Source organism: Microvirga solisilvae, from assembly GCF_022808595.1.
Classification (GTDB): Bacteria; Pseudomonadota; Alphaproteobacteria; order Rhizobiales; family Beijerinckiaceae; genus Microvirga; species Microvirga solisilvae.
Genome location: NZ_JAKUCN010000001.1, coordinates 682,897 through 704,399, shown reverse-complemented (window position 1 = coordinate 704,399; position 21,503 = coordinate 682,897). Strand labels below are relative to the sequence as shown.

At 61.4% G+C, this 21,503-nt stretch carries 22 protein-coding genes and 3 tRNA genes; 16 read left to right on the top strand and 9 right to left on the bottom strand.

What is annotated here, in order from left to right; all coding sequences use genetic code 11:
• Positions 1-68 precede the first annotated feature (68 nt).
• From MJ639_RS03410 to MJ639_RS03390, 5 genes are all read left to right on the top strand, one after another.
• On the top strand, positions 69-1,391 hold the full coding sequence (locus tag MJ639_RS03410) for a homoserine dehydrogenase (RefSeq protein ID WP_243368752.1): 1,323 nt from the start codon (positions 69-71) through the stop codon (positions 1,389-1,391).
• A 53-nt stretch (positions 1,392-1,444) separates the two neighbouring features.
• Complete coding sequence (gene glpX, locus MJ639_RS03405; RefSeq protein ID WP_243368750.1) at positions 1,445-2,443, top strand: class II fructose-bisphosphatase; 999 nt, start codon at positions 1,445-1,447, stop codon at positions 2,441-2,443.
• Between the two features lie 196 nt (positions 2,444-2,639).
• The gene (locus MJ639_RS03400) at positions 2,640-3,080 is read left to right on the top strand and encodes a GNAT family N-acetyltransferase (RefSeq protein WP_243368747.1); all 441 of its coding nucleotides are present in this window, start codon (positions 2,640-2,642) and stop codon (positions 3,078-3,080) included.
• 27 nt (positions 3,081-3,107) lie between these two features.
• Positions 3,108-4,919, top strand: a complete 1,812-nt coding sequence (gene recJ / locus MJ639_RS03395) for a single-stranded-DNA-specific exonuclease RecJ (RefSeq protein ID WP_243368745.1) — start codon at positions 3,108-3,110, stop codon at positions 4,917-4,919.
• 82 nt (positions 4,920-5,001) lie between these two features.
• Positions 5,002-5,076: transfer RNA gene (locus MJ639_RS03390), tRNA-Glu, on the top strand.
• Between the two features lie 52 nt (positions 5,077-5,128).
• Here the strand turns inward: MJ639_RS03390 and MJ639_RS03385 are convergent.
• Positions 5,129-5,431 (bottom strand): hypothetical protein, encoded by a 303-nt coding sequence (locus tag MJ639_RS03385; protein ID WP_243368743.1) that lies wholly within the window; start codon positions 5,429-5,431, stop codon positions 5,129-5,131.
• A gap of 217 nt (positions 5,432-5,648) precedes the next feature.
• Here MJ639_RS03385 and MJ639_RS03380 point away from each other — a divergent pair, with 217 nt between their 5' ends.
• Complete coding sequence (locus MJ639_RS03380) at positions 5,649-5,876, top strand: DUF6894 family protein (RefSeq protein WP_243368741.1); 228 nt, start codon at positions 5,649-5,651, stop codon at positions 5,874-5,876.
• Between the two features lie 62 nt (positions 5,877-5,938).
• On the opposite strand, the gene MJ639_RS03375 is transcribed toward MJ639_RS03380, so the two are convergent.
• From MJ639_RS03375 to MJ639_RS03350, 6 genes are all read right to left on the bottom strand, one after another.
• Positions 5,939-6,190: a hypothetical protein gene (locus MJ639_RS03375; RefSeq protein ID WP_243368739.1), complete on the bottom strand. Its 252-nt coding sequence runs from the start codon at positions 6,188-6,190 to the stop codon at positions 5,939-5,941.
• Between the two features lie 82 nt (positions 6,191-6,272).
• Entirely contained in the window at positions 6,273-6,884 is a 612-nt protein-coding gene (locus tag MJ639_RS03370; protein ID WP_243368737.1) for a 2-dehydro-3-deoxy-6-phosphogalactonate aldolase, read from the bottom strand.
• Positions 6,885-6,987: 103 nt separating this feature from the next.
• On the bottom strand, positions 6,988-8,721 hold the full coding sequence (locus tag MJ639_RS03365; RefSeq protein ID WP_243368735.1) for an AMP-binding protein: 1,734 nt from the start codon (positions 8,719-8,721) through the stop codon (positions 6,988-6,990).
• An 18-nt stretch (positions 8,722-8,739) separates the two neighbouring features.
• Positions 8,740-9,798 carry a type III polyketide synthase gene (locus MJ639_RS03360; protein ID WP_243368733.1) on the bottom strand — a complete coding sequence of 353 codons (1,059 nt, stop codon included), beginning with the start codon at positions 9,796-9,798 and terminating at the stop codon, positions 8,740-8,742.
• Positions 9,799-9,801: 3 nt separating this feature from the next.
• The gene (locus MJ639_RS03355) at positions 9,802-10,083 is read right to left on the bottom strand and encodes a hypothetical protein (RefSeq protein WP_243368731.1); all 282 of its coding nucleotides are present in this window, start codon (positions 10,081-10,083) and stop codon (positions 9,802-9,804) included.
• Positions 10,084-10,410: 327 nt separating this feature from the next.
• A complete protein-coding gene (locus MJ639_RS03350) occupies positions 10,411-11,400 on the bottom strand; it encodes a heparan-alpha-glucosaminide N-acetyltransferase (RefSeq protein WP_243368730.1) in 990 nt (329 codons plus the stop codon).
• Positions 11,401-11,448: 48 nt separating this feature from the next.
• Between MJ639_RS03350 and MJ639_RS03345 the strand changes: the two genes are divergently transcribed.
• From MJ639_RS03345 to MJ639_RS03305, 9 genes are all read left to right on the top strand, one after another.
• A complete protein-coding gene (locus tag MJ639_RS03345) occupies positions 11,449-12,204 on the top strand; it encodes an SIR2 family NAD-dependent protein deacylase (RefSeq protein WP_243368728.1) in 756 nt (251 codons plus the stop codon).
• Positions 12,205-12,334: 130 nt separating this feature from the next.
• Complete coding sequence (locus MJ639_RS03340; protein WP_243368726.1) at positions 12,335-12,955, top strand: cold-shock protein; 621 nt, start codon at positions 12,335-12,337, stop codon at positions 12,953-12,955.
• Between the two features lie 12 nt (positions 12,956-12,967).
• The gene (locus MJ639_RS03335) at positions 12,968-13,423 is read left to right on the top strand and encodes a DUF192 domain-containing protein (RefSeq protein WP_423790745.1); all 456 of its coding nucleotides are present in this window, start codon (positions 12,968-12,970) and stop codon (positions 13,421-13,423) included.
• A 64-nt stretch (positions 13,424-13,487) separates the two neighbouring features.
• Positions 13,488-13,564, top strand: a tRNA-Pro gene (locus tag MJ639_RS03330).
• Between the two features lie 41 nt (positions 13,565-13,605).
• A complete protein-coding gene (locus MJ639_RS03325) occupies positions 13,606-13,911 on the top strand; it encodes an ETC complex I subunit (protein WP_279306477.1) in 306 nt (101 codons plus the stop codon).
• A 36-nt stretch (positions 13,912-13,947) separates the two neighbouring features.
• Positions 13,948-14,024, top strand: a tRNA-Arg gene (locus MJ639_RS03320).
• Positions 14,025-14,351: 327 nt separating this feature from the next.
• Positions 14,352-15,557 carry an HlyD family secretion protein gene (locus MJ639_RS03315; RefSeq protein ID WP_243368722.1) on the top strand — a complete coding sequence of 402 codons (1,206 nt, stop codon included), beginning with the start codon at positions 14,352-14,354 and terminating at the stop codon, positions 15,555-15,557.
• Complete coding sequence (locus tag MJ639_RS03310) at positions 15,557-17,533, top strand: glycosyltransferase (RefSeq protein ID WP_243368720.1); 1,977 nt, start codon at positions 15,557-15,559, stop codon at positions 17,531-17,533. Before MJ639_RS03315 ends, MJ639_RS03310 begins: the two co-directional genes overlap by 1 nt.
• 43 nt (positions 17,534-17,576) lie before the next feature.
• Positions 17,577-18,671, top strand: coding sequence for a cache domain-containing protein (locus MJ639_RS03305; protein ID WP_243368718.1), 1,095 nt, complete (start codon positions 17,577-17,579; stop codon positions 18,669-18,671).
• A gap of 22 nt (positions 18,672-18,693) precedes the next feature.
• On the opposite strand, the gene MJ639_RS03300 is transcribed toward MJ639_RS03305, so the two are convergent.
• Both MJ639_RS03300 and MJ639_RS03295 read right to left on the bottom strand, forming a co-directional pair.
• Positions 18,694-19,608 (bottom strand): DMT family transporter, encoded by a 915-nt coding sequence (locus MJ639_RS03300; RefSeq protein WP_243368716.1) that lies wholly within the window; start codon positions 19,606-19,608, stop codon positions 18,694-18,696.
• A gap of 69 nt (positions 19,609-19,677) precedes the next feature.
• The gene (locus MJ639_RS03295; protein WP_243368714.1) at positions 19,678-19,980 is read right to left on the bottom strand and encodes a hypothetical protein; all 303 of its coding nucleotides are present in this window, start codon (positions 19,978-19,980) and stop codon (positions 19,678-19,680) included.
• A 194-nt stretch (positions 19,981-20,174) separates the two neighbouring features.
• Here MJ639_RS03295 and purT point away from each other — a divergent pair, with 194 nt between their 5' ends.
• On the top strand, positions 20,175-21,350 hold the full coding sequence (gene purT / locus MJ639_RS03290) for a formate-dependent phosphoribosylglycinamide formyltransferase (protein WP_243368712.1): 1,176 nt from the start codon (positions 20,175-20,177) through the stop codon (positions 21,348-21,350).
• Positions 21,351-21,503 lie beyond the last annotated feature (153 nt).

The window sequence follows — 21,503 nt, the reverse complement described above, 5'->3', positions numbered from 1 at the left end:
ATGCCCACATGGACATGGGAGCTTGGCGGTCGTAAAGAGCAGCAGAGTATTACAGGGAGCTTTGGTCCGTGACACGTCCTCTCAAAGTGGGCATCGCCGGCCTCGGTACGGTCGGCGCGTCGGTGATCCGTATTCTTGAGCGCCGCAATGAGACCGTGGCCCAGAGGGGCGGGCGTTCCGTCGAAGTGACGGCCGTGTCGGCCCGTGACCGGGCCAAGGATCGTGGCGTCGATCTCTCCCGCTTCACCTGGTTCGACAATCCGGTGGAGCTCGCCCGCTCGGCGGATGTGGATTGCGTCGTCGAGCTGGTCGGTGGCGCCGACGGAGCAGCCCTGGAGGTCGTGCAGACGGCGCTGTCCGGCGGTAAGCACGTGGTCACCGCGAACAAGGCGCTGCTCGCCAAGCACGGGCTGGCGCTGGCGAAGCTCGCCGAGGCCAACGGCGTTTCGATCGCCTTCGAGGCCTCGGTTGCAGGCGGTATTCCGATCATCAAGACCCTGCGCGAGGCGCTTCCGGGCAACAAGGTGTCGCGCCTCTATGGCATTCTCAACGGCACCTGCAACTACATCCTGTCGCGCATGGAGTTGGAGGGGCTGACCTTCCAGGAATGCCTGAAGGACGCGCAGCGCCTCGGCTATGCGGAGGCCGATCCCACCTTCGACGTGGAAGGATTCGATACGGCCCATAAGCTCGCGATCCTCACGAGCCTCGCCTTCGGCACCGAGATCGATGCCGAGGCGATCTATGTGGAGGGCATCTCCTCCATCACGCCGCTCGACCTCGCCATGGCGAAGGAGCTTGGCTTCCGCATCAAGCTGCTCGGCGTCGCCGAGCGCACGGAGACCGGCATCGAGCAGCGCGTCCATCCGACCATGGTGCCGCGCACCTCGTCCATCGCGCAGGTGATGGGCGTGACGAACGCCGTCACCATCGACGCCGATGCGGTGCGCGAACTCACGCTCATCGGCCCCGGCGCGGGTGGTGACGCCACTGCTTCCGCTGTGGTGGCCGACATTGCCGACGTGGCCGCGGGCCTCGCCCAGCCGCTCTTCGGCAAGCCTGTCGCGCAGCTGGAGAAAGCGCCCCGCGCGCCCATGCAGCGCCACGAGGGCGGTTATTACATCCGCCTGACGGTCCATGACCGTCCGGGTGTTGCCGCCGGTGTGGCGACACGCATGGCGGAAGAAGACATTTCGCTTGAGAGCATCCTGCAGAAGCGCTCCGAAATCGCGGCGACGCAGGATCCCCATGGCCGCTCCGGCGCGCCGGTTTCCCTCGTTCTCATCACCTATGCGGCGACGGAGGCTTCCATCCGTTCCGTGGTCGAAAAGATTTCGAGGGATGGTCTTATCGCCGAGCCGCCCCAAGTCATCCGCATCGAGCGAGATTAATCATCGAACGGGCAAAAGCCCGCCGAAACCTTCAAGAGGGAGACGACAAGTCCATGTCGCAAGGCATTACCGTCCAACCGGGGCAACTCATCGAGCGCATCCTGACCCTGGAGCTCGTCCGCGTCACTGAACGTGCGGCCGTGGCTTCCGCCCGGCTGCGCGGGCGCGGCAACGAGAAGGCCGCCGACCAGGCCGCCGTGGACGCCATGCGCCGCGAACTCAACAAGCTCCCCATCGACGGCACCGTGGTGATCGGCGAAGGCGAGCGCGACGAGGCGCCGATGCTCTTCATCGGCGAGAAGGTCGGCAACAAGAACGGCCCGAAGGTGGACATCGCTGTCGACCCGCTGGAAGGCACTACGCTCTGCGCCAAGGACATGCCGGGCTCCATCGCCGTCATGGCCATGGCCGAATCTGGCACGCTGCTGGCCGCTCCCGATGTCTACATGCACAAGATCGCCATCGGCCCTGGCTATCCCACGGGCGTCGTCGATCTCGATGCCTCGCCGGAGGACAACATTCACGCGCTCGCCAAGGCGAAGGGCGTGAAGCCGAACGAGATCAACTGCCTCGTGCTTGACCGTCCGCGTCACGCCGAGCTGATCGCCGCGATCCGCAAGACGGGCGCCGGCGTTCGCCTGATCTCCGATGGCGACGTGGCAGGCGTGATCTTCACGACGAAGCCTGCCGACACGGGCATCGACATGTATCTCGGCATCGGCGCCGCGCCCGAGGGCGTGCTTGCTGCGGGCGCGCTGCGCTGCATCGGCGGCCAGATGCAGGGCCGTCTGATCCTCGACACGGAAGAGAAGCGTTCCCGCGCTCTCCAGATGGGCGTGACCGATCCCAACAAGAAATACGACATGACGGATCTCGCCCGCGGCGACGTGATCGTGGCCGCCACCGGCGTGACCGACGGCGGGCTTCTGAAGGGCGTCCATTTCGGCAAGGACGTGATCACCACCGAGACGGTGGTCTATCGCTCCGCAACCGGCACCGTGCGCCGCATCTACGGCGAGCACCGCGAGCTGTCGAAGTTCCACCTCGACTAAGAGATCGCTGCGTGACGATACTAATGGCCGGGCTCGCCCGGCCATTTTACGTTGCAAACACCACCAAACCTCATCCTGAGGAGCCGCTGTAAGCGGCGTCTCGAAGGATCATCCAGTAATTTCTGGAGCCTCCTTCGAGACGGTCGCTTTGCGACCTCCTCAGGATGAGGGCTGAGATTGTTAGGACGGTAGAACCATGATCCAGATTCGTCCCTTCGCTTTGGAAGACCGCAAGGCTTGGGAGCCGCTTTGGCAGGGCTATCTGACCTTCTACAAATCCACGCTCCCTGCGGAGGTGACGGAGACGACGTGGCGGCGGCTCAATGATCCCGCCGAGCCCATGCACGGGCTCGTCGCCATTATCGACGGCAGGATCGTGGGCATCGTGCATTACCTCTATCACCGCTCCACCTGGACTTCGGGCGATTACTGCTACCTGCAGGATCTCTTCACGGCAGAGGAGGTGCGCGGGCGCGGCGTCGGGCGAGCGCTGATCGAGGCGGTCTACGAGCGGGCGAAGGCCGATGGGGCCGCCCGCGTCTATTGGCTGACGCACGAGACCAATACGGACGCCCAGGCCCTCTACGACAAGGTCGCTGCCCGCAGCGGCTTCATCCAATACCGCAAGGTGTTTTGACCACATTTCGCGGTTAATACTGTTTCCGTGACCGAATCATCTCCCATCTCCCTGCCAAAGCCCTTCCTGGGCGTGACGCAATCCACACTAGGCCGCTTCTGGGTCGAGCGTTGCAGCGCCGCCCAGAGCGCCATCGCGCTCGCCATCGCCCAGACCCACGGGGTGCCGGACATCCTGGCGCGGGTGCTCGCGGGGCGCGGGGTCGGCATTCATGAAACGGAAGGTTTCCTCAATCCCCGCCTGCGGGACCTGATGCCCGATCCGCACGGCCTCACCGACATGGAGGCCGCCGCCAACCGGCTGGCCGATGCGGTGATGCGCTCCGAGAAGGTGGCGATCTTCGGCGATTACGACGTGGACGGGGCCTGCAGCGCGGCGCTCCTCGCCGAATATCTGCGCGCCTGCGGCGTCACTTACGCCATCCACATCCCTGATCGGATTACGGAAGGCTACGGCCCGAACGTGGATGCCATTCGCGGCCTGAAAGAGCAGGGGGCGGATATCCTGGTGACGGTCGATTGCGGTACCGCCAGCATCGAGCCGCTTGCCGAGGCCAAGCGCCTGGGCCTTGATCCGGTCGTTCTCGACCACCACCAGGCTCCGGAGCATCTGCCGGAGGCGCTCGCCATCGTGAACCCGAACCGGCAGGACGACTTGTCCGGCCTCGGGCATCTCTGCGCGGCAGGCGTGGTGTTTCTCTCTCTCGTCGCCCTCAATCGCGCTTTGCGGACACGCGGCTTCTTCCAGAACAGGCCCGAGCCGGATTTGATGGCGAGCCTCGATCTCGTGGCGCTTGCCACCGTGGCCGACGTTGTGCCGTTGATCGGCCTCAACCGGGCCTTCGTGCGCCAGGGCCTCGCGATCATGAAAAGCCGCCGCCGCGTAGGCTTGGCGGCGCTTCTCGATACGGCAGGCTTGGCCGGAGCGCCGGAAGCCTGGCATCTCGGCTATCTCGTCGGGCCCCGCATCAATGCGGGCGGGCGCATCGGCGATGCGGCCCTGGGATCCCGGCTGCTGCTGACGGAAGATCCTGTCCAGGCAGGGCAGATCGCGGGCGAACTCGACCGACTAAACCGGGAGCGCCAGGCCATCGAAGTCGTGGCGGTACAAGAAGCCGAGGCCCAGGCCATGCTGGCTTTGGAGAAATCTCCCGACCAGCCGGTGCTGGTGACGTCCTCGGCCGAGTGGCACCCCGGCATCGTCGGTCTCATCTCAGCCCGCACGAAGGAGCGCTTCCGTCGTCCGGCTTTCGCCTTCACACTCAATCCTGACGGCACTGCGACCGGCTCCGGCCGCTCCGTACCGGGCGTCGATCTTGGCCATGCGGTGCGTGCGGCGGTGGAGGCAGGGATCGCCATCAAGGGCGGCGGCCACACCATGGCGGCGGGCGTGACGATCCGAGCCACGGACATGGACCGTTTCCTGGGCTTCGTGACGGACAAGCTCAACGAGCCTGTCAGCATCACGCGCCTGAACGACCAGTTCGCCATCGATTCCACACTAACGGCAGCGGGCGCGCAGCCGATGCTTGTGACGGCGCTCGAGCGGGCAGGGCCGTTCGGCTCAGGCCAGCCGGAGCCTGTCTTCGTGTTTCCGCAACATCGTGTCGTGGAGGCTCGTGAAGTCGGCAGCGGCGGGCATATGCGGGTGAAGCTTCGCGGTGGCGATGGCAGTTTCATCGGGGGAATCGCCTTCCGCGCGGCGGGTCAGCCTCTCGGCAATGCGCTGTCGGATGCCATAGGCAATCCGCTTCATGTGGCAGGAACCCTATCCATCGACCGCTGGGGCGGACAGGAAAAAGCCGAGCTTCGCATCATGGATGCGGCAAGGCCTGAATAATTCAAAACTCATGCTTGCGGTGGGCCGCGATCCCGTCTATACGTCCGCCCACTTCGACGGCAACGCCTCGAAACAAAACAGTGCGCCCTTCGTCTATCGGTTAGGACATCTGCCTTTCACGCAGGAAAGAGGGGTTCGATTCCCCTAGGGCGCGCCACCTTCTTTCTTCCCGACAACAGGTATCCGCAGACATCCGAGAGCGATCGCTTTCAGATCGGGCTACCTTTGATCTTGGTCACCATTTCCCAATTGTCGCCGGCTGCGATCAAGCAGGCTTTGCCGTCCGGCATCGTCATGACCATGGACCACGATCCGCCCTGTGAGGCGAAAACTTCGAGCACTTGGCCCGGCTGGGCGAGGCCGATTCCGACGGGATCTTCCTTGTATTGATCGGCGAGCACCTTCACGAGCTGTTCTCGCGGGCCGCATGAGGTTTGAGCGGAGGCGTCGGAAGCCAAGGCAACGACTGAGCTGCCGAGGGCGGACAGCAGGGCGATGGAGCGATGAATCATGGCGCTTCCTGAGCGGTTTGCCCGCATACCCTTGGCGTGACCGTCAACGCGTAAAGCTTTGAAAAAGCTCCATGCCAGCAAGCACGGCAAGTTGTGCTGCATAACTGGGCATTTCACTCAAGATTCCGATGTCCAAACCGGAAGGGCAGCGGCTACAGTGAACTTGCAGCAATCAAAGGCGTTTTTTCGCCAACTCTCTTTTGTCGAGCATCAAGCCATGCCGCGCTTTTTCTTCAATATCCGAGACGGTTACGATGTCGATGAGGACGATGAGGGCATCGAACTCCCCGATCTGGACGCAGCCAAGGCCGAAGCCATCGCGACGGTCGAGGAATTGCGCGAGGAGCTCGCCGATGCGGGCAATATCGAACTCGAAATCGTGGATGAGACTGGCCGTCGTCTGATGACGGTGCCGTTCTTCCGGGGTGGCGGAAAGCGCCGCTAGCGCATCGCCCATGAAAAAGGCCCGGCGATGCCGGGCCTCTTGTCTCGCGAATGCTGAACAGCTCAGCACTCGGTCGTCTTCTTCGTGGTGGTGTCGCCGAACTCGTCCGTCTTCTGCTTGGTCTCGGTCGAGCAGCCGATTCCAGGGCTGGTCGTGACCGTGGTCGACGAGGTGGTGCTCGGCTCGCGCTTCTGCTCGATGGTGGTCTTGCTGCCGAGAAGACCTTCCTCTTTCTTGATCGTCGTGGTGGTGTCCTGCGCGAACGCGGCCGTGCTCAGAACCGAGGCGGCGAGAACGAAAGCCAGTTTCTTCATCTCGAAACTCCTGTGTTAAGCCTTTGGCGTGGTGAACGCTCACCGCCTGCGACGGTTCCTGCAAAGGCCTGGAACAGAAAGCTTAGCTTGCGCGCAGATCCTTCCACGCCGAGGCGAAGGCGCGCGCGTTGCGGCCAATCTCCTCGACGCTCATGGCAGGAGTGAAGAGAGCGGAGCCGAGCCCGAAACCATCGGCGCCCGCATCCACATAAGGCTTCATGTTGTCAGGCTTGATACCGCCCACCGGCAGCACGATTGTCTCTTTCGGCAAAACGGCCCGCCACGCTTTCACGACAGCGGGTGGAATGGCCTCCGCCGGAAAGATCTTGATCGCATCCGCGCCTGCTTTCAGCGCGGCGAAAGCCTCCGTCGGCGTGGCGACACCCGGCGCGCAGAGCATCCGGTGCTCCTTGGCACGCCGGATCACATCGGTATCCGCATGGGGCATGACGATGAGCTTGCCGCCCACATCCTTGACGCCGTCCGCCAGTTCCGGGGAGAGAACGGTGCCTGCGCCCACGAGCACGTCGGCGGGCATGGCCTTGGCCAGGATCTCGATGCTGCGGAAAGGCTCCGGCGAATTCAGCGGAACTTCGATGATGCGAAATCCTGCCTCTACGAGAGCAAAGCCCACGGCCTCGGCCGCATCGGGCCGCAATCCGCGAAGGATCGCGACCAGGGGAAGATCGGTCATATAGTCCCGCAACAAGACAGCACCTCTCGGATGATGGCGTCAGGCTTCGGAACTTAACGCGAAAGTCGCCGGAGTTTTCCAGCGACTTTTGCGCTCTTGGAGATTAATGCACAGCCGACAGCTTCTCCTGCGCCAACTGCACCAGCTTCACCCGCTGCAGCTTGCCGCTCGTGGTCTTCTGCAACGTATGCGGCGGCACGGGAAGCACATGATCGACGGCGATGCTGAGCTTCTGGCTCAGGCGGTCGCGGATGGCCTGGCGCATGGCCTCGACCATGTCGGAGGCTTTCTGCGTGGTCTCGAAGAAGACCACCAAGTTCTCCGTGCCCTTGACGGGATCGTTGAGGCCGATGGCGCCGACCGCTCCCGAGCGCACGCCTTCGATTTCGCCCGCGACCTGCTCGATCTCGTAAGGCGAGATGTTGGCGCCCGCGCGGATGATGAGATCCTTGATGCGGCCGGTGATGAAAAGGTTTCCGTTATGCAAATATCCGAGATCGCCCGTATCGAGCCATCCGTCGCGGATGTTGCTCGGAACGGCTTCCTTGAAATAGCCGTACACGATGCTGGGACCGCGCATTTGGATCTGGCCTTGGCGACGATCGGGCAGGGGATTGCCATTGCCATCGACGATGCGCACGTCATGTCCATCGAGAACTGGTCCGACGCAGGCCACAGCCCAGGCGTCCCTATCTGAAGCCTCGAGGGGAGCCGCGATCCCCTGCGTGATCATGCGCTGGCGCGAGATCGTATCGAAAGACACGACATCGGATGGACGCGTGATCGAAGCCGCGACCGTGCATTCCGCAAGGCCATAAGCCGGAGCGAAGGCTTCTTTCCTGAAGCCGTGCGGACCGAAGCGCTTCGTGAACTGCTCGATGGTGCGGCTCTGGATGAATTCGGCGGCATTGATCGCGCAGCGCAGCGTCGACAAATCCATGCCGCGTGTGCGGTGCTCGGGCGCGTGGGTGGCGACGAACTGATAAGCGAAGTTCGGCGCGGAGGTGATTGTGCCCTTGAACGTATGAATCGCCCACAGCCAGCGGGCCGGATTCATGGTGAACAGGTTCGAGGGCATCAGCACCACGGGCATGCCAGTCACGAAGCCGGCCATGGTGAGCGCCACGAGGCCCATATCGTGATAGAGCGGCAGCCAGCTGACGATGACGTCCTCGTGGTGCCATTCCCGCGCCGAGGCGAGGCCGCGCACGTTGTTGAGCAGCGTCTTATGATCGATCAGCAGGGCCTTCGGCAGCGATGTCGTGCCGGAGGTGAATTGCAGGAAGACGGGATCGGTTTCGACAGGCTCGGAGAAGGTCGCCTCCATCACCTTCGGCAGGGCCTCGATGGTGGTGGCTTCGCAGCCTGCCGCGTTCAGCACGTCGCAGCATTCCTGCTTGGACAGGATCAGCCTCGCACCGGCATAGCGCGCCCGAACGGCCAGCCGCTCAGCCCATTCTCCGGCATGCGCGCCGAGGCTCGGGGCTTCCACCACGCAGGGCGTGAAGGAGCCGATAAGGCAGGCGAAGAACGCCGTCAGAAGCGCGGGCGAAGTCTCATAAGCAAGCAGTACAATATCACTGTGACGCACGCCATGAGCGGCGAGGCGACCGGCGAGATTGCTCGCCTCTTTCAAAAGATCGCCGTTGGAGATCTCCGTGATCGCATCGCGGGCCTCGATCACGTAGAAAGCTGTTTTGTCGGGAGCCGCAGCCGCGCGCTTCTTCAGCACTTCAACGACGGTTTTCGGTTCCGAGCCGAGAGGCACGCCTGCCATGTTCGACAGGTCAAAGGCAAGCTGAGCCTGCCCCAGAGGGAAGGTATGAGCCTTGTACATCGCTGTTCTCACGAAATGTTAGAAGCGCAGGAGCGCGCCTTCGAGGGTGAGGCCGGGACCGAACGCGAGCATGACACCGATTTCGCCTTGCGCAGGCTTATCGTTCTTGACCAGATGCTCGAGCACGAGCAGCACGGTAGCCGAAGCGCAGTTGCCGTATTCGCGCAGGATATGCCAGGTCGATTCCAACTGGCGCTCCGTGATCTTCATCTTCTGCGCCACGAGATCGACGATCTTGGGCCCGCCGGGATGGATCGCCCAATGCTTGATCTCGCTCGGATCCACATCGGCCGAGGCGCAGAGATCCGTCACGAACTGCTCGATCAGGCTTGCGATCACGAAGGGCACATAGGGCGAAAGCGTCATGCGCACGCCGTCATCCATGACCGAGAGCGTCATCATGTCGGACGTCTCGAAGGATTGCAGCGTATGGGTCGCGAGAATCTGCGGTCCATGTCCCGGCTCGCGCATGGCCATGGTGAAAGCGCCGACCGCGTCGCCGAACAGATTGTGGACGATGGCCTGCTCGCGGGTCGCTTCCGGACGGAAGTGAAGGCTGCTGAATTCCGCGCAGAGGCCGATGGTGTATTCGTTCGGGCGCGCAATGACGGAATCCATCGCCGTCTTGATCACGTTGAAGGCCGCAAAGCAGCCCATGTGGCCGATATGCGTGCGGCGAATATTCGGCTTCAGCCCAAAGCGCTTGGCGAGGAAGTAATCCGGCGTGGGGCCGTAATAGCCGGTGCTGCTCGCCATCACGATGCTGCCGACATCGGCGCGATCCATGGGGCGAAGCAGATCCTCGAAGGCTTCTCCTGCAACCTCGTCTACGATCTCGACATAGGCCTTCATGCGGTCGCCGATGCCGCGCGTCTCGGCGCCGATATCGGTTGCGGGATTCCAGGCGAGGTGGCGTCTCTCGACACGCGTCACGGTGCCGAGATCGCGGGCATCGGGAAGCTCCGCATACCATTGATCGAAGATCTCATCCCAGAGCTGCTCCTGCTCGAAGACCTGCTTGGGAGCGGCGGACGAGAGATTCACGAAAGTGGGAAGGGCGGCGTTGCGGGAGCTCATCGATCACTCCGCTGCGACAAGAATGCGGGCCTGGGTCAGGTAGCGCACGACGCTGCCGATGGTGTCGCGACCGCCGGAGCTGTGCTCGATAAACCAATCCTCAAGGCCGATGCCATTATAAAGCTCCTCGATCCCGGCGAAGAACTGCATGAGCTTCATGGAATCGAAGCCGAGATCCCGAGTGAGGGACATGCCCATTTCAATGTGATTGATGCTGCCTTCGCTGATCCACATGCAAAGGTCGCCGATCTGGCGAGCGATATTCGCCTCTGAGATGAAAGTCATTTTCTGCCCCTAAAGTGACTTCGTTGAGTCACGTTAGGGAAGGTACTTTGTATTGTTACGTTACGATATAATTTTTGCCTTGAAATAATGCAATCTTACCCTTGGGCATTTGCAAAGTTATGACGTTTTTAAACTAGCGTGGCAGCAGGGACAACGAGCGTTTGTCTTGATGTTGCTTTGCAACCTGAAATTAGTGTACGCAACTTCAGGTCGATGTCTCATGATGTTGCTATCTGCGAGTGGCTTTGCGCTCACTTGAGAGTTTGCCCTAATGGGGAGATGCCTCGCGGGAGGCTGATGTTAGCGCTTACCTGAGCATAGCTACGGTTAAAGCGGAGCCCGCCGCAGGCATTGTTGTGCTGCCCGTGACACCTGGGTGCGCTCATCCGCCGTGATCGCGCCACTCATCACCTTTCGCCAGAGGTCGCTTTGGCGAAGCGTGTCGACCGTGCAGGAGCAGACGGCATTGCAGGTCTGAGGCTGGGAGTTCTGCAGGCAGGTCGCCATGCACTCGTTGATGAAGGGCTGCGCTTCCGCGCGTGGATTGGGGCCTGTAAGCTGCAGCACACCATAGAGAAGCCCGAGCAGCACGATCTGATGAACGAGATAGATCGGCAGGCTCTTCCGGCCGGCCCAGATCAGCGTTCTGAAGAGAAGCGCTTTGGCGCGCCAGCGCGCGATCGACTGCGTCTCGGTTTTCGACAGCAGCCATTTCCCAAGCACGATGCCAGTCAGGACCGCACCGAACCATGGGAAGATCGGCACATAGTCGTTCGTCATCGGCATGGTGGCGCCAAGACCAAGCCAATCGAGATAGGGGGCGTCGAGTGCAGGGCTCGTCAACAACAAAGGCGCAGCAAGGCAGAAGATGGCTGCGATCAAGATCAGGGCAGGGTGCATCCGCAGGAACGGAAGCGCGAGAAGGCTCGACACGGCAATGCAGTGGAGGATGCCGAAGAAGATATAGCTATCCGGAAATGCGAAGAACGTGGCGAGGGTCACGGCGAGTGCCGAGCCGCCGACCTTCATGAGACGCCGCAGAAACGGCAGTCGACGAAATCCTTGCGCATGCGCCAGGGCGAGCCCGATTCCAGCGAGCAACAGGAACGAGCCCGCAATCCCGCGTGCAAACCAGCGCCAGGCGGGCACCTCGAGAATGTTGGTCTCGATGAGCTTCAGGAAGCTCAGGTCCCAGCTGAAATGGTAGACGACCATCGCCGCAATCGCGATGCCGCGAGCCACGTCGATGGCATCCCAGCGTTGGGAGGCGATCTGCCGATCGAGGCTGGCTTTGGTGCGGGAAGGATCATCGTTCACGTGCGGCCGGTCCTGTGATTGAGGGTTCATGCGATCTATATCAGTGACATGACCGAGAACCTTGCAGCGTCAATCGCCACATTGCAGGAAATGATTCAAGAGGCCCGCATCGTCGCCGGCTTCACCGGCGCGGGAATATCGACGGAAAGCGGCGTGCCGGATTTTCGTTCTCCGGGCAGCCCCTGGATGAGCAACAAGCCGATTCCGTTCGAGCATTTCGTGCAGAGCGTCGAGGCGCGTCGCGAAGCGTGGCGACGCAAGTTCGTCATGGACGATCTCTATCGCGATGCGAAGCCCAGTCGGGGCCACCTGGGCATTGCATCGCTCATCGCATCGGGACGCATGCCGTCGGTGATCACGCAGAACATCGACGGGCTGCATCAGGCGTCGGGCCTCTCCGAGGAGCAGGTGATCGAGCTGCATGGCAATGGCACCTATGCCAAGTGCCTGTCCTGTGGGCGACGCCACGAGCTCGATTGGGTGAGGAGGCACTTCGAGGCAAGCGGCGATCCGCCGGAGTGCATTCATTGCGGGGGCATTCTGAAATCCGCCACGATTTCTTTCGGACAGGCCATGCCGGAAGAGCCGATGCGCCGGGCTCAGAAGCTGATGGCCGTTTGTGATCTCTGCCTGGTGGTCGGCTCATCCCTGGTGGTCTATCCGGCGGCCGCCTTTCCGGCTTTTGCGAAGGAGAACGGGGCACGGCTCGTGATCGTCAATCGGGAGCCTACTCCGCTCGACGAGATGGCGGACCTGGTGGTCCATGAAGAAATCGGATCCGTTTTGTCGGCATTTGTCTCGTGATTTCAACGCTCTCGCCGGATGCTGAAAATTTCATCGCACACTAAGGGTTGTTTCTGACTTCCCCTGATTCAGGACGATGTTATCTTTGTTTTAAGGATCTGCATTTTTTGATTCGAGTTCGGGTTTATTCATGACTGGCGATTTCGGCTCTAACTCCTTCAAGCTTCGAGAGGAAAGCTCCTCTTTCGATCAGGGACGCCGGGAGGCTGCCCAGCCGATTGGGGAAGAGAATCCCGTCGATCTCATCCAGGTGAGCGGTCGGATCAAGTGGTTCGATGTCGCCAAGGGATTCGGCTTCATCGTGCCCGATAACGGGATGCCGGACGTTCTCCTGCACGTAACCTGCCTGCGCCGGGACGGGTATCAGGCGGCCAACGAGGGCGCCCGGATCGTTGTCGAGGCGGTGCAGCGTCCGCGCGGCCTGCAGGCCTTCCGCATTCTTTCTCTCGATGAATCGACGGCCCTGCATCCGTCCGAGCTTCCGCTGCCGCGCACCCATGTCCAGGTGGTGCCGACGAGCGGCTTGGAGCCCGCCATCGTGAAATGGTTCAACCGCCTGCGGGGGTTCGGCTTCCTGACCCAGGGCGAAGACAAGCCGGACATCTTCGTCCATATGGAGACCCTGCGCCGTTACGGTATTGCCGAATTGAAGCCCGGCGAGCGCGTCTACGTCCGTTTCGGTGACGGCTCGAAGGGCCTCATGGCCGCCGAGGTTCGACTCGCCGACATGGCTCTGCCGCACTCTCACTAACAGGTTCCATTCGTGTTCCAGCGTCTCCGCCCGGTTCTTCCGGCCTTAGGTCTCGTCATCGCTTTGGCGGGAACAGCCTATGCACAGGCTCTCGAAGCTCTTTCCATCGTCACCCAGGGCGGCCAAAGGCAGAGCTTCCAGGTCGAGGTGGCCCGCAACGATGCGGACCGGGCTCAGGGGCTGATGTATCGCCGCTCCATGGCGCCCGACCGGGGCATGCTGTTCGATTTCGGGCGGGTCGAGCCGGTCTCCATGTGGATGCAGAACACCTATCTGTCCCTGGATATGCTGTTCGTCCGCCAGGACGGCACGATTGCCCGGATTGCGGCCAATACGGAACCTTTATCCACCCGTACCATTCCCTCCGGCGAGCCTGTTCTGGCCGTTTTGGAGCTGAATGCCGGCACCGCGGCCAAGCTGGGTATCAAGCCTGGAGACCGGATCGAGCATCCGCTTTTCAAACGGTAGCGTCCAGGCGCTTGCTGAATCCAGGCTGATCGTGATAGCGAACAGCCTGACCGGTGCCGAACGGCGGGGTGTAGCGCAGTCTGGTAGCGCATCTGCTTTGGGAGCAGAGGGTCGCGGGTTCAAATCCTGCCGCCCCGACCATCTCGGCACTGGGTAAGTCTTGGAGAGAGTGCGAAAGACCAATGCCCGCTCGGATTTATAAGCCCGCCAAATCCGCAATGCAGTCCGGCATGGCCCGGACCAAGCAATGGCTCCTCGTTTTCGAGCAGGACAAGCCCCGTGAGATCGAGCCCCTGATGGGCTGGACGAGCTCGGGCGATACCCGTCAGCAGCTCCGTCTCTGGTTCGACACCAAGGAAGAGGCCATTGCCTACGCAGAGCGCGAGGGCATTGCCTACCGGGTCGAGGAGCCGCAGGAGATCAAGCGGCGCACCGCGTCCTATTCGGACAATTTCAAATTCAATCGCGTCGGCCCCTGGACCCACTAAGGCCCAGGGTTGAAGAAGCCCATTTCGCGGCTCGACGGCCCCTTAGCTCAGCTGGATAGAGCAATTGCCTTCTAAGCAATAGGTCGCAGGTTCGAGCCCTGCAGGGGTCGCCATTGCCTTAATGCTTTGGCCATAGAGAAGCCCAGATTTTCGTCTTCTGATCGCCTTCATCGAAGACCTTGTAGTTATAGTGCTGCTTGTCCCTGCGTGAATTTATTCTGGGGCATGAAGATAAGCTAAAAGTGTTTTGATCGCAGAAAAGTTTAGCTTGGCCGCTATTCTTGGACGCAGCCGCTGTTGCGGTATTACTACTTTATAGGTATTTTTTACGTTGCCTGCCGGATCGGTTCGACCATCGCGTGCGTAGCTAAGGGGCAAGCTTTTCAGCGCAGGCAACCGCGTCACTCATTCCAGGTCTTTGTCAGGCAAGCTCCCGTATCATGAAAACCGTTCGTATCGTTCTGGGAGCGATCCTGCTCCTTGGGGGTCTCTATATCATTGTCGGCGAGTACCTCTCGGGAACCAGCGCCGACGCGACCATCAATGCCCAGACGTCGGTGCTGCGTGCGCCGATTGAGGGAACAGCCGAGTTTTCGGTGCGCAACATCGGAGCGCGGGTCGCGCCTGAAGAAACAGTGGCGCGCATCGTGGATAGCCGCTTCGACGATGCCCGTCTGATCGATCTGGAGCGCAGCCGCTCCAACCTGGAGGCGGATCTGACGCGCCTCAAGGCTCAAGCCGCTGCTGTGGAGGAGGCCCGCAAGATTCTGCAGGCTCAAGCGCAATCCTATCAGGACGGGCGTGTGCGCCAGCTCTTCTCCCGCATCGCCGAGGCGCAGGCTGCCTTGAACTCGGCGGAGGCGAAGTTCCGCGAGGCTGAGAGTGCGCTGGACCGGACCCGCGAGCTGAGTGGTCGCGGCGTCCAGACCGCCATCACCCTCGACCGTGCCAAGGCCCAATACGATGTGGCCCAGCAAGAGATCGCCAGCACGCGTGAACGCGTCACTTATCTCTCGGCTGAACTATCGTCTGCTCAGAATGGCGTGTTCATCGGCGATTCCTACAATGATGCGCCGTTCTCGATTCAGCGCATCCGTGAGTTCGATCTCAAGCTGTCGGAAATCAAGGCTGATGCTGTGAATGCGGAGCGCCGCCTGAAGCTCACGACGGATCAGATCACGGCCGAGCGTGTGCGCGTCAACCGCCTGACCTCGGCTGACCTCTCGGCGGAAAATCCCGGGATCGTCTGGAATTTCCTGGCAAGCGGCGGCGAGCACGTCAATCGCGGTCAGAATCTCGTCCGGCTCGTGGATTGCTCGGCCGTGATGGTGACGGCCAGTGTCAGCGAAAGGGTCTATTCCGACCTGAGAGTGGGAATGCCCGCGCGTTTCCGGCTCAATGGCGACAGCCGGATTTTCAGCGCGACGATCACCCGGCTCGGCGGCTCCGGTGCGGCCAGCCTCTACGATACGTTGGCGATCGGCCCCAGCCCGGAACACCTGACGCGTTTCGATGTGGCCTTGAACGTTCCTGAACTGGCCAACGATCCCGAATTGTCATGCTCGGTCGGACGGACGGGCAGGGTGCTTTTCTCGAGTGGTCCTTTGTCGGGCATTCGTGAGACGTTCTCCGGCTTCGGTCTCTGATGCTCGTTCTCGACAAATATACATCCAGTTTTGCGGGCCTGGCCGTCGTGATCGGCCTGGCCATGCTGCTCTTGCCGCTTGCCTCACCAAAGAAAACCTGGGTCCGCGTCTTTCTTCTCGGGCTGACCGCGGTTCTGGGCTGGCGTTATATATTCTGGCGTATCACGGAGACGGTTCCGTCCTTGGAGACGGCAGGCCTTATCGATGCCATTGCCGGATGGATTTTCGTCGGGATCGAGGCTCTGACCCTGCTGTCCTCGACGCTGGCCTATATGTTCCTCACACGCCGGAAAGACCGTCATGAGGAAGCGGATCGCAACCTCGCATGGTGGGGAAGCAATCCGCCCCGAGTCGATCTCTACATCGCCACCTACAACGAGGAACTCGAGGTTCTGGAGAGAACTCTCGCGGGAGCACAAGCGCTCGATTATCCGAATGTGCGCGTCTTCGTGCTCGACGACGGACGGCGCGAATGGCTCAGCGATGTCTGCAAGCGCTATGGCGCCGAGCATCGAACCAGACCCGACAACAACCACGCGAAAGCGGGTAACATCAATTACACCCTGGCGCAGCGCCTGAAGGATCAGGATGCGCCGGACTTCGTCGCTGTTCTCGACGCGGACTTCGTTCCCCACCGCAACTTCGTGCGCCGTGCCGTGGCCTTGTTTCACGATTCCGGTGTGGGCCTGGTGCAGACCCCTCAGCACTTTTTCAATCCGGATCCGATCCAGCATAATCTTCATATCGCATCGGCTTATCCCGACGAGCAGCGCTTCTTCTTCGACCATCTGGAGCCTGCGCGCGATGCCTGGGGTGTTGCGGTCTGCTGCGGCACCTCGTCCATGGTCCGCGTCTCGGCCCTCAAGGAAATCGGCGGGCTGCCCACGGAAAGCGTCACGGAAGATTTCCTGCTGACCATCCGCCTCGACAGTCACGGCTACCGCACGATCTATCTCAACGAAGCCTTGACCGAAGGGCTGGCTCCCGAAGGTCTCCACGAATATGTGGTGCAGCGCGGGCGCTGGTGCCTTGGCATGATGCAGATCGTGCGCAACGTCTATAATCCGCTTACCTCGCGCCATCTTCGTTTCATGCAGCGCGTGAGCCTGCTCGACTCGCTTCTGTTCTGGACAACGACTTTCCCGTTCCGCCTGATCAGCCTCGTCTGTCCGCTGCTCTACTGGTATTTCGGCATCATCGTCGTCCAGGCCTCGGTAACGGACATCACGTCCTATTACCTGCCATATTATGCCGCCGTCCTGATCACCCTGAACTGGATCTCCGGCGGGCTCATCTGGCCTGTGCTCAACGACGTGTCACAGCTTATCGCGGCTTGGCCGATCACGAGGGCTGCGGCGATGGGGCTGCTGACGAAGGGACCGCACAAGTTCCGCGTGACGGCCAAGGGCGGCGACCGTACGAGAACCGTCATCCAGTGGCCGATGATGAAGCCCTTCGCGATCTTCTTCGTCCTCACCGTCGTTGGGCTATTGCTACCGCTCGTGAACGACAACGCCTTCGCGCATGTGTCGCGGGCAGGCGATGGCATCCGAGTCATCCTGTTCTGGACGATCTACAATCTCCTCGTTCTCGCCATCACCATGCTCGTCTGCGTCGAGCGCCCACGCGCCAACAGGCCCCAGCGCGAGCATGTGGAAATGGCAATGGTGTCGGTGGGCATGCAGCGTTTCCATTCGTGGGTTCTCGAATTGGGCGTCGATCATGCCCGTGTCCGAGGCCTTTCCGGTCTCTCGACTGGAGAGATGGGAACGATCAGCCTCGATGACGTGGGCGATGTCGCTCTTCGGGTCGGGGCGGAGACGAATGACGGCTATCGCCTTGCCTTGCGTCCGACATCGGAGCAGCGCGACGCCATTCTTCGAAAACTTCATACGGCCGATCTGCGTCCCGGCGCGGGGCAGGGCAACCTTTCGGTCATGATCAGGGGATGGATGCGCACTCTCGCATCGCGATGAGAGCAGCATCGGAAGTGAATAGGGCCTTGCAATGCGTCTTGGATTGAAAACCATCATTTTCGTCGGCGGCGGCCTTCTGCTGCTCGCGCCGGCGGTGGTTGCGGGTACGATCTTCGCGGATGCCATGCGTCAGCGGGCGGAGGTGGCGAACGGTGCGCGCCTGCGGGTTCTCGGCGAGATCGCCGCCGAACAACTCGGACGCAACATGCATCAGCTTTGGCAGGCCGTCGAAGGCATGGGACGCATCGTCAGCATGGACGATCCCGAGGCAGCCCGCCGACAGCTTGATCAATTGGCGCAAATCGACCGGCGCTATACGTGGATCGGTATCGCCGATGTGGAAGGTAAGGTGGTGGCCGCTTCCCAGGGGATGCTCGAGGGCGTGAGCGTTGCAGAGCGTCCCTGGTTCCGTCGTGGCCTCAATGGTCCTGCTGCGATGGATGTCCATGCTGCCGTGCTGCTCGAAAAGCTTCTTCCTGCCATCGGAGAGCCGCGCCGTTTCGTCGATTTCGCAGCCCCACTCAAAAATGCTCAAGGGGCGGTAACCGGCGTGATCGGAGCGCATTTCGACTGGAGGCTCGTGCAGGACGGTCTGCAGGCTACAAAGGGTCCGGGAGTGGAGATGCTCCTCGTCTCCCGTGACCGCACGGTGCTCTCGGGTCCTGAAGGGCTGCGCGGGTCGACGCTTTCCGTAGGTTCGGCCATCGCCGCGGGGCAGGCGGCTTCGGTTTCGCTTCATGAGCGCTGGCCGGATGGAAAGGATTACATTACGGTCGTCATTCCCTCCGTCACCTACGCCGACATGCCGAGCTTCGGCTGGAGCATCATCGTGCGGGCCGATACGGACGCAGTGCTCGATCCGACGCGGACGATCACCCGCACTTTCTGGAGCATTCTTGGAGCCGGAATGCTGGTAGCTCTCGGGCTGCTCTATCTGCTGGCGACATGGGTGGCGACGCCCCTTCGCCGGTTGGCCGGAACAGCCGAGCATCTCGCCAGCGGACGGTCCGACACCCCGCCTTATGATGAGACGCGCTACGAAGAGGCATCACGGCTGAGTGCCGCTCTCGTGCGCATTCAGTCTCAATCGGTGCGGCCTTATCAACCAGCTGGGGTTGCGACCCGAAAGGAACCGTGATCCTCGCGGCATAGCGCCGTTCTTAGGAAGCGGATTTAAGCGGTGCAGCTTGCTGCTCAGGCACAGCGGCAGCGGAGACGATCTGCTCGTTCTTCAGCGTCTGCTCGCGCGCGAAAATAAATAATCCTGCGCCGACGACGATAACGATGCCGAGAAGCGCCATGGCATCCGGCCATTCATCGAAGAACAGCGCCCCGATGAGAAGGGCCCACAGGATCTGGCTGTATTGGGTGGCTCCCAATCTGTCCGCAGGCGCATAGGTGGTCGCCACAACGAAGAATGCCTGAGCCACGAAGGCGGTGGCGGCGAAGGCCAGCAGCAATCCCCATTGCGATGGTGTCGGCCATGTGAAGCCGGGAACCATGAGGATGCCCGCGATAAGGGTTGTTCCTAGGAACACGCTCCCGATCAGCGGATAGCGCTTTTCCGTGGTGCCGATCATCCGCCCCATGATCACGCCGCCTGCCGCGCAGAATGCTGCGGCGATGGCGAACACATGACCCAGCTGAAGCTCGCGGAAGCCTGGGCGGACGATGACGAGGACGCCGAGGAAGGCGGCGCAGACCGCGAGGCCTCGTCGCCAGCGAACCTTTTCCTTCAGCACGAAGATCGACAGAACCGTCGCGAGGCTCGGCATCAGGAAGAGGAGAGCGAAGGCCTCCGCGAAGGGGAGCCTGATGAAGGTCATGACGCTCAACGGCGTCGTCACCGAGATGAAGAACACCCTGAGAGCCATGGCCCAGGGACGCTTCCAGCGCACAATATCGGACAACCTATCGCCCGGCTTCATGAAAGCGGGAGAGAGCAGCAGCGGAATGAGATAGCCGAAGAAGGTCACCTCGAACGGGTCGAGATCGTGACCGATGACCTTCACGACCGCATCGCCCCAGGCGAAGACGGCAAAGGCAAGGAAAGCAAGAACGATGCCTTTGACCATGCTGAAAATTTTCAAAGAATGAGGATGATTGGCGTTTTAAACCACAACGCCAAGCCTTGAAATTGAATTCTATCGGGCAGCCATACGGGGCCGGCGGCGCTCGACAACGATGACCTTGGTTCCTTCGCCCCGATCCAAAACCCGGTCCGCCATCGCCACCCGTTGCAGCTGCTGGGGCTTCACAGAGAGCTTGAGGACCTCAGGCCTGACCTGATCTTCAGGCATGCCCATGAGCTGCGAGGCAATTTCGATCTGGCACTCGAGGTCATCCGTCAGGCCCTGGGCGGCGGCGATGGCCTCGTCCAGAGTCGGGGGTTCCATGCGGGTCACCCGCTGGCCATAGCGGTTTTGTGTTTTCTTCGTTCCAAGCATTCCGCTTCTCCTGGGCTTCCCCTTAACGTATGAACCTTGTGTTCGCACAATGCGCATCCGTGACGGCAGGAATGCACCCAGCGCAGGTTTACGCTGGGTCGCCTGGTGGGTCCTGGAAGAAGCCCGCAATCGTGCTTCCACTGAACGCATTCGAGCGGCCTGTGTTTCGTGCCCATTCGAGGGAAAAAGCATCAATGGTGTTCACATCCAGAATTCTCCTTCTCGGATCGGGCGAATTGGGCAAGGAATTCGCGATCTCGGCCAAACGGTATGGCTGCCATGTGGTCGCATGCGATTCCTATGCGAACGCACCGGCCATGCAGGTCGCGGACGAGGCCGAAATCTTCTCGATGCTCGATGCCGAGGCTCTGAAAAGCGCCATCGAGAAGCACAAGCCCGACCTGATCGTTCCCGAGATCGAGGCTATCCGCACCGAGGTGCTGCAGGATTTCGAGGACAAGGGCTTCACGGTGGTTCCCTCCGCGCGCGCCGCCTCACTCACCATGAACCGCGACCGCATCCGCGATCTCGCAGCCACCGAGCTGGGTCTGCGGACATCGAAGTATCGGTATGCGGAGAGTTTTGAGGAGGTGAAGGCAGGGGCGGCGCATACGGGGCTGCCCTGTGTGATCAAGCCGGTCATGTCGTCCTCGGGCAAAGGACAGAGCACTGTCCGCACCGCTGAGGAGCTCGAACAGGCCTGGGATTACGCCGTCGCGAATATGCGTGGCGACCGCAGGAAGGTCATCGTCGAGGAGTTCATCGCTTTTGAGTACGAGATCACGCTCCTCACCATCCGTTCCCGCGAGGGCGTGTCGTATTGCGAGCCCATCGGACACCGGCAGGAGCGGGGAGACTACCAGGAATCCTGGCAGCCGACGCCGATGACGGAAAAGCTCCTTGCCGATGCGCAGGAGATGGCGCGCAAGGTTGTCGACAACCTGGGAGGCTACGGCATCTTCGGCGTCGAGTTCTTCGTGACCAAGGACGAGGTGATCTTCTCCGAACTCTCGCCACGCCCGCACGATACGGGATTGGTGACGCTCCTCTCGCAGAACCTGTCGGAATTCGACCTCCATGCCCGGGCCGTGCTCGGCCTGCCGATCCCGCACATCCGATTGAACGGACCAACGGCTTCGGCCGTCATTCTCTCCGATCGCGAGGCTGACCGCTTCTCCATCGAGGGGTTGAAGAATGCGCTTGCCCTGGGTTCCGAGAAGAACGAAGTCGAGGTCAGGATCTTCGGCAAGCCCACCACGCGACCGTACCGCCGCATGGGTGTGGCATTAGCCTCGGGCGCGACAGTTGAAGAGGCGAGGGATCTGGCCCGTCAGGCGGCGGCGAAAATCCGGATTGAGTACGGAGATTAGCTGTATCGGAGGCGTGAATGGGAATTTGTTCCAATCAAGCGCTTGCGACTTAGGGAAGCGGTAGAGGCGGCTAATCTGGCCATGGCCTCGAGGCGTCCTAAATAAAGCAGAGCTCTAGACGGCAACACTTCGAGGGGGCTGGCTGCCGACCAG

What these genes read in the sequence shown, in the direction of transcription:
- glpX (WP_243368750.1), top strand. Translation starts at nt 1,445, where the DNA reads ATGTCGCAAGGCATTACCGTCCAACCGGGGCAACTCATCGAGCGCATC.
- MJ639_RS03400 (WP_243368747.1), top strand. Translation starts at nt 2,640, where the DNA reads ATGATCCAGATTCGTCCCTTCGCTTTGGAAGACCGCAAGGCTTGGGAG.
- MJ639_RS03385 (WP_243368743.1), bottom strand. Translation starts at nt 5,431, where the DNA reads ATGATTCATCGCTCCATCGCCCTGCTGTCCGCCCTCGGCAGCTCAGTC.
- MJ639_RS03380 (WP_243368741.1), top strand. Translation starts at nt 5,649, where the DNA reads ATGCCGCGCTTTTTCTTCAATATCCGAGACGGTTACGATGTCGATGAG.
- MJ639_RS03375 (WP_243368739.1), bottom strand. Translation starts at nt 6,190, where the DNA reads ATGAAGAAACTGGCTTTCGTTCTCGCCGCCTCGGTTCTGAGCACGGCC.
- MJ639_RS03370 (WP_243368737.1), bottom strand. Translation starts at nt 6,884, where the DNA reads ATGACCGATCTTCCCCTGGTCGCGATCCTTCGCGGATTGCGGCCCGAT.
- MJ639_RS03365 (WP_243368735.1), bottom strand. Translation starts at nt 8,721, where the DNA reads ATGTACAAGGCTCATACCTTCCCTCTGGGGCAGGCTCAGCTTGCCTTT.
- MJ639_RS03360 (WP_243368733.1), bottom strand. Translation starts at nt 9,798, where the DNA reads ATGAGCTCCCGCAACGCCGCCCTTCCCACTTTCGTGAATCTCTCGTCC.
- MJ639_RS03355 (WP_243368731.1), bottom strand. Translation starts at nt 10,083, where the DNA reads ATGACTTTCATCTCAGAGGCGAATATCGCTCGCCAGATCGGCGACCTT.
- MJ639_RS03345 (WP_243368728.1), top strand. Translation starts at nt 11,449, where the DNA reads ATGACCGAGAACCTTGCAGCGTCAATCGCCACATTGCAGGAAATGATT.
- MJ639_RS03340 (WP_243368726.1), top strand. Translation starts at nt 12,335, where the DNA reads ATGACTGGCGATTTCGGCTCTAACTCCTTCAAGCTTCGAGAGGAAAGC.
- MJ639_RS03325 (WP_279306477.1), top strand. Translation starts at nt 13,606, where the DNA reads ATGCCCGCTCGGATTTATAAGCCCGCCAAATCCGCAATGCAGTCCGGC.
- MJ639_RS03315 (WP_243368722.1), top strand. Translation starts at nt 14,352, where the DNA reads ATGAAAACCGTTCGTATCGTTCTGGGAGCGATCCTGCTCCTTGGGGGT.
- MJ639_RS03310 (WP_243368720.1), top strand. Translation starts at nt 15,557, where the DNA reads ATGCTCGTTCTCGACAAATATACATCCAGTTTTGCGGGCCTGGCCGTC.
- MJ639_RS03300 (WP_243368716.1), bottom strand. Translation starts at nt 19,608, where the DNA reads ATGGTCAAAGGCATCGTTCTTGCTTTCCTTGCCTTTGCCGTCTTCGCC.
- MJ639_RS03295 (WP_243368714.1), bottom strand. Translation starts at nt 19,980, where the DNA reads ATGCTTGGAACGAAGAAAACACAAAACCGCTATGGCCAGCGGGTGACC.
- purT (WP_243368712.1), top strand. Translation starts at nt 20,175, where the DNA reads ATGGTGTTCACATCCAGAATTCTCCTTCTCGGATCGGGCGAATTGGGC.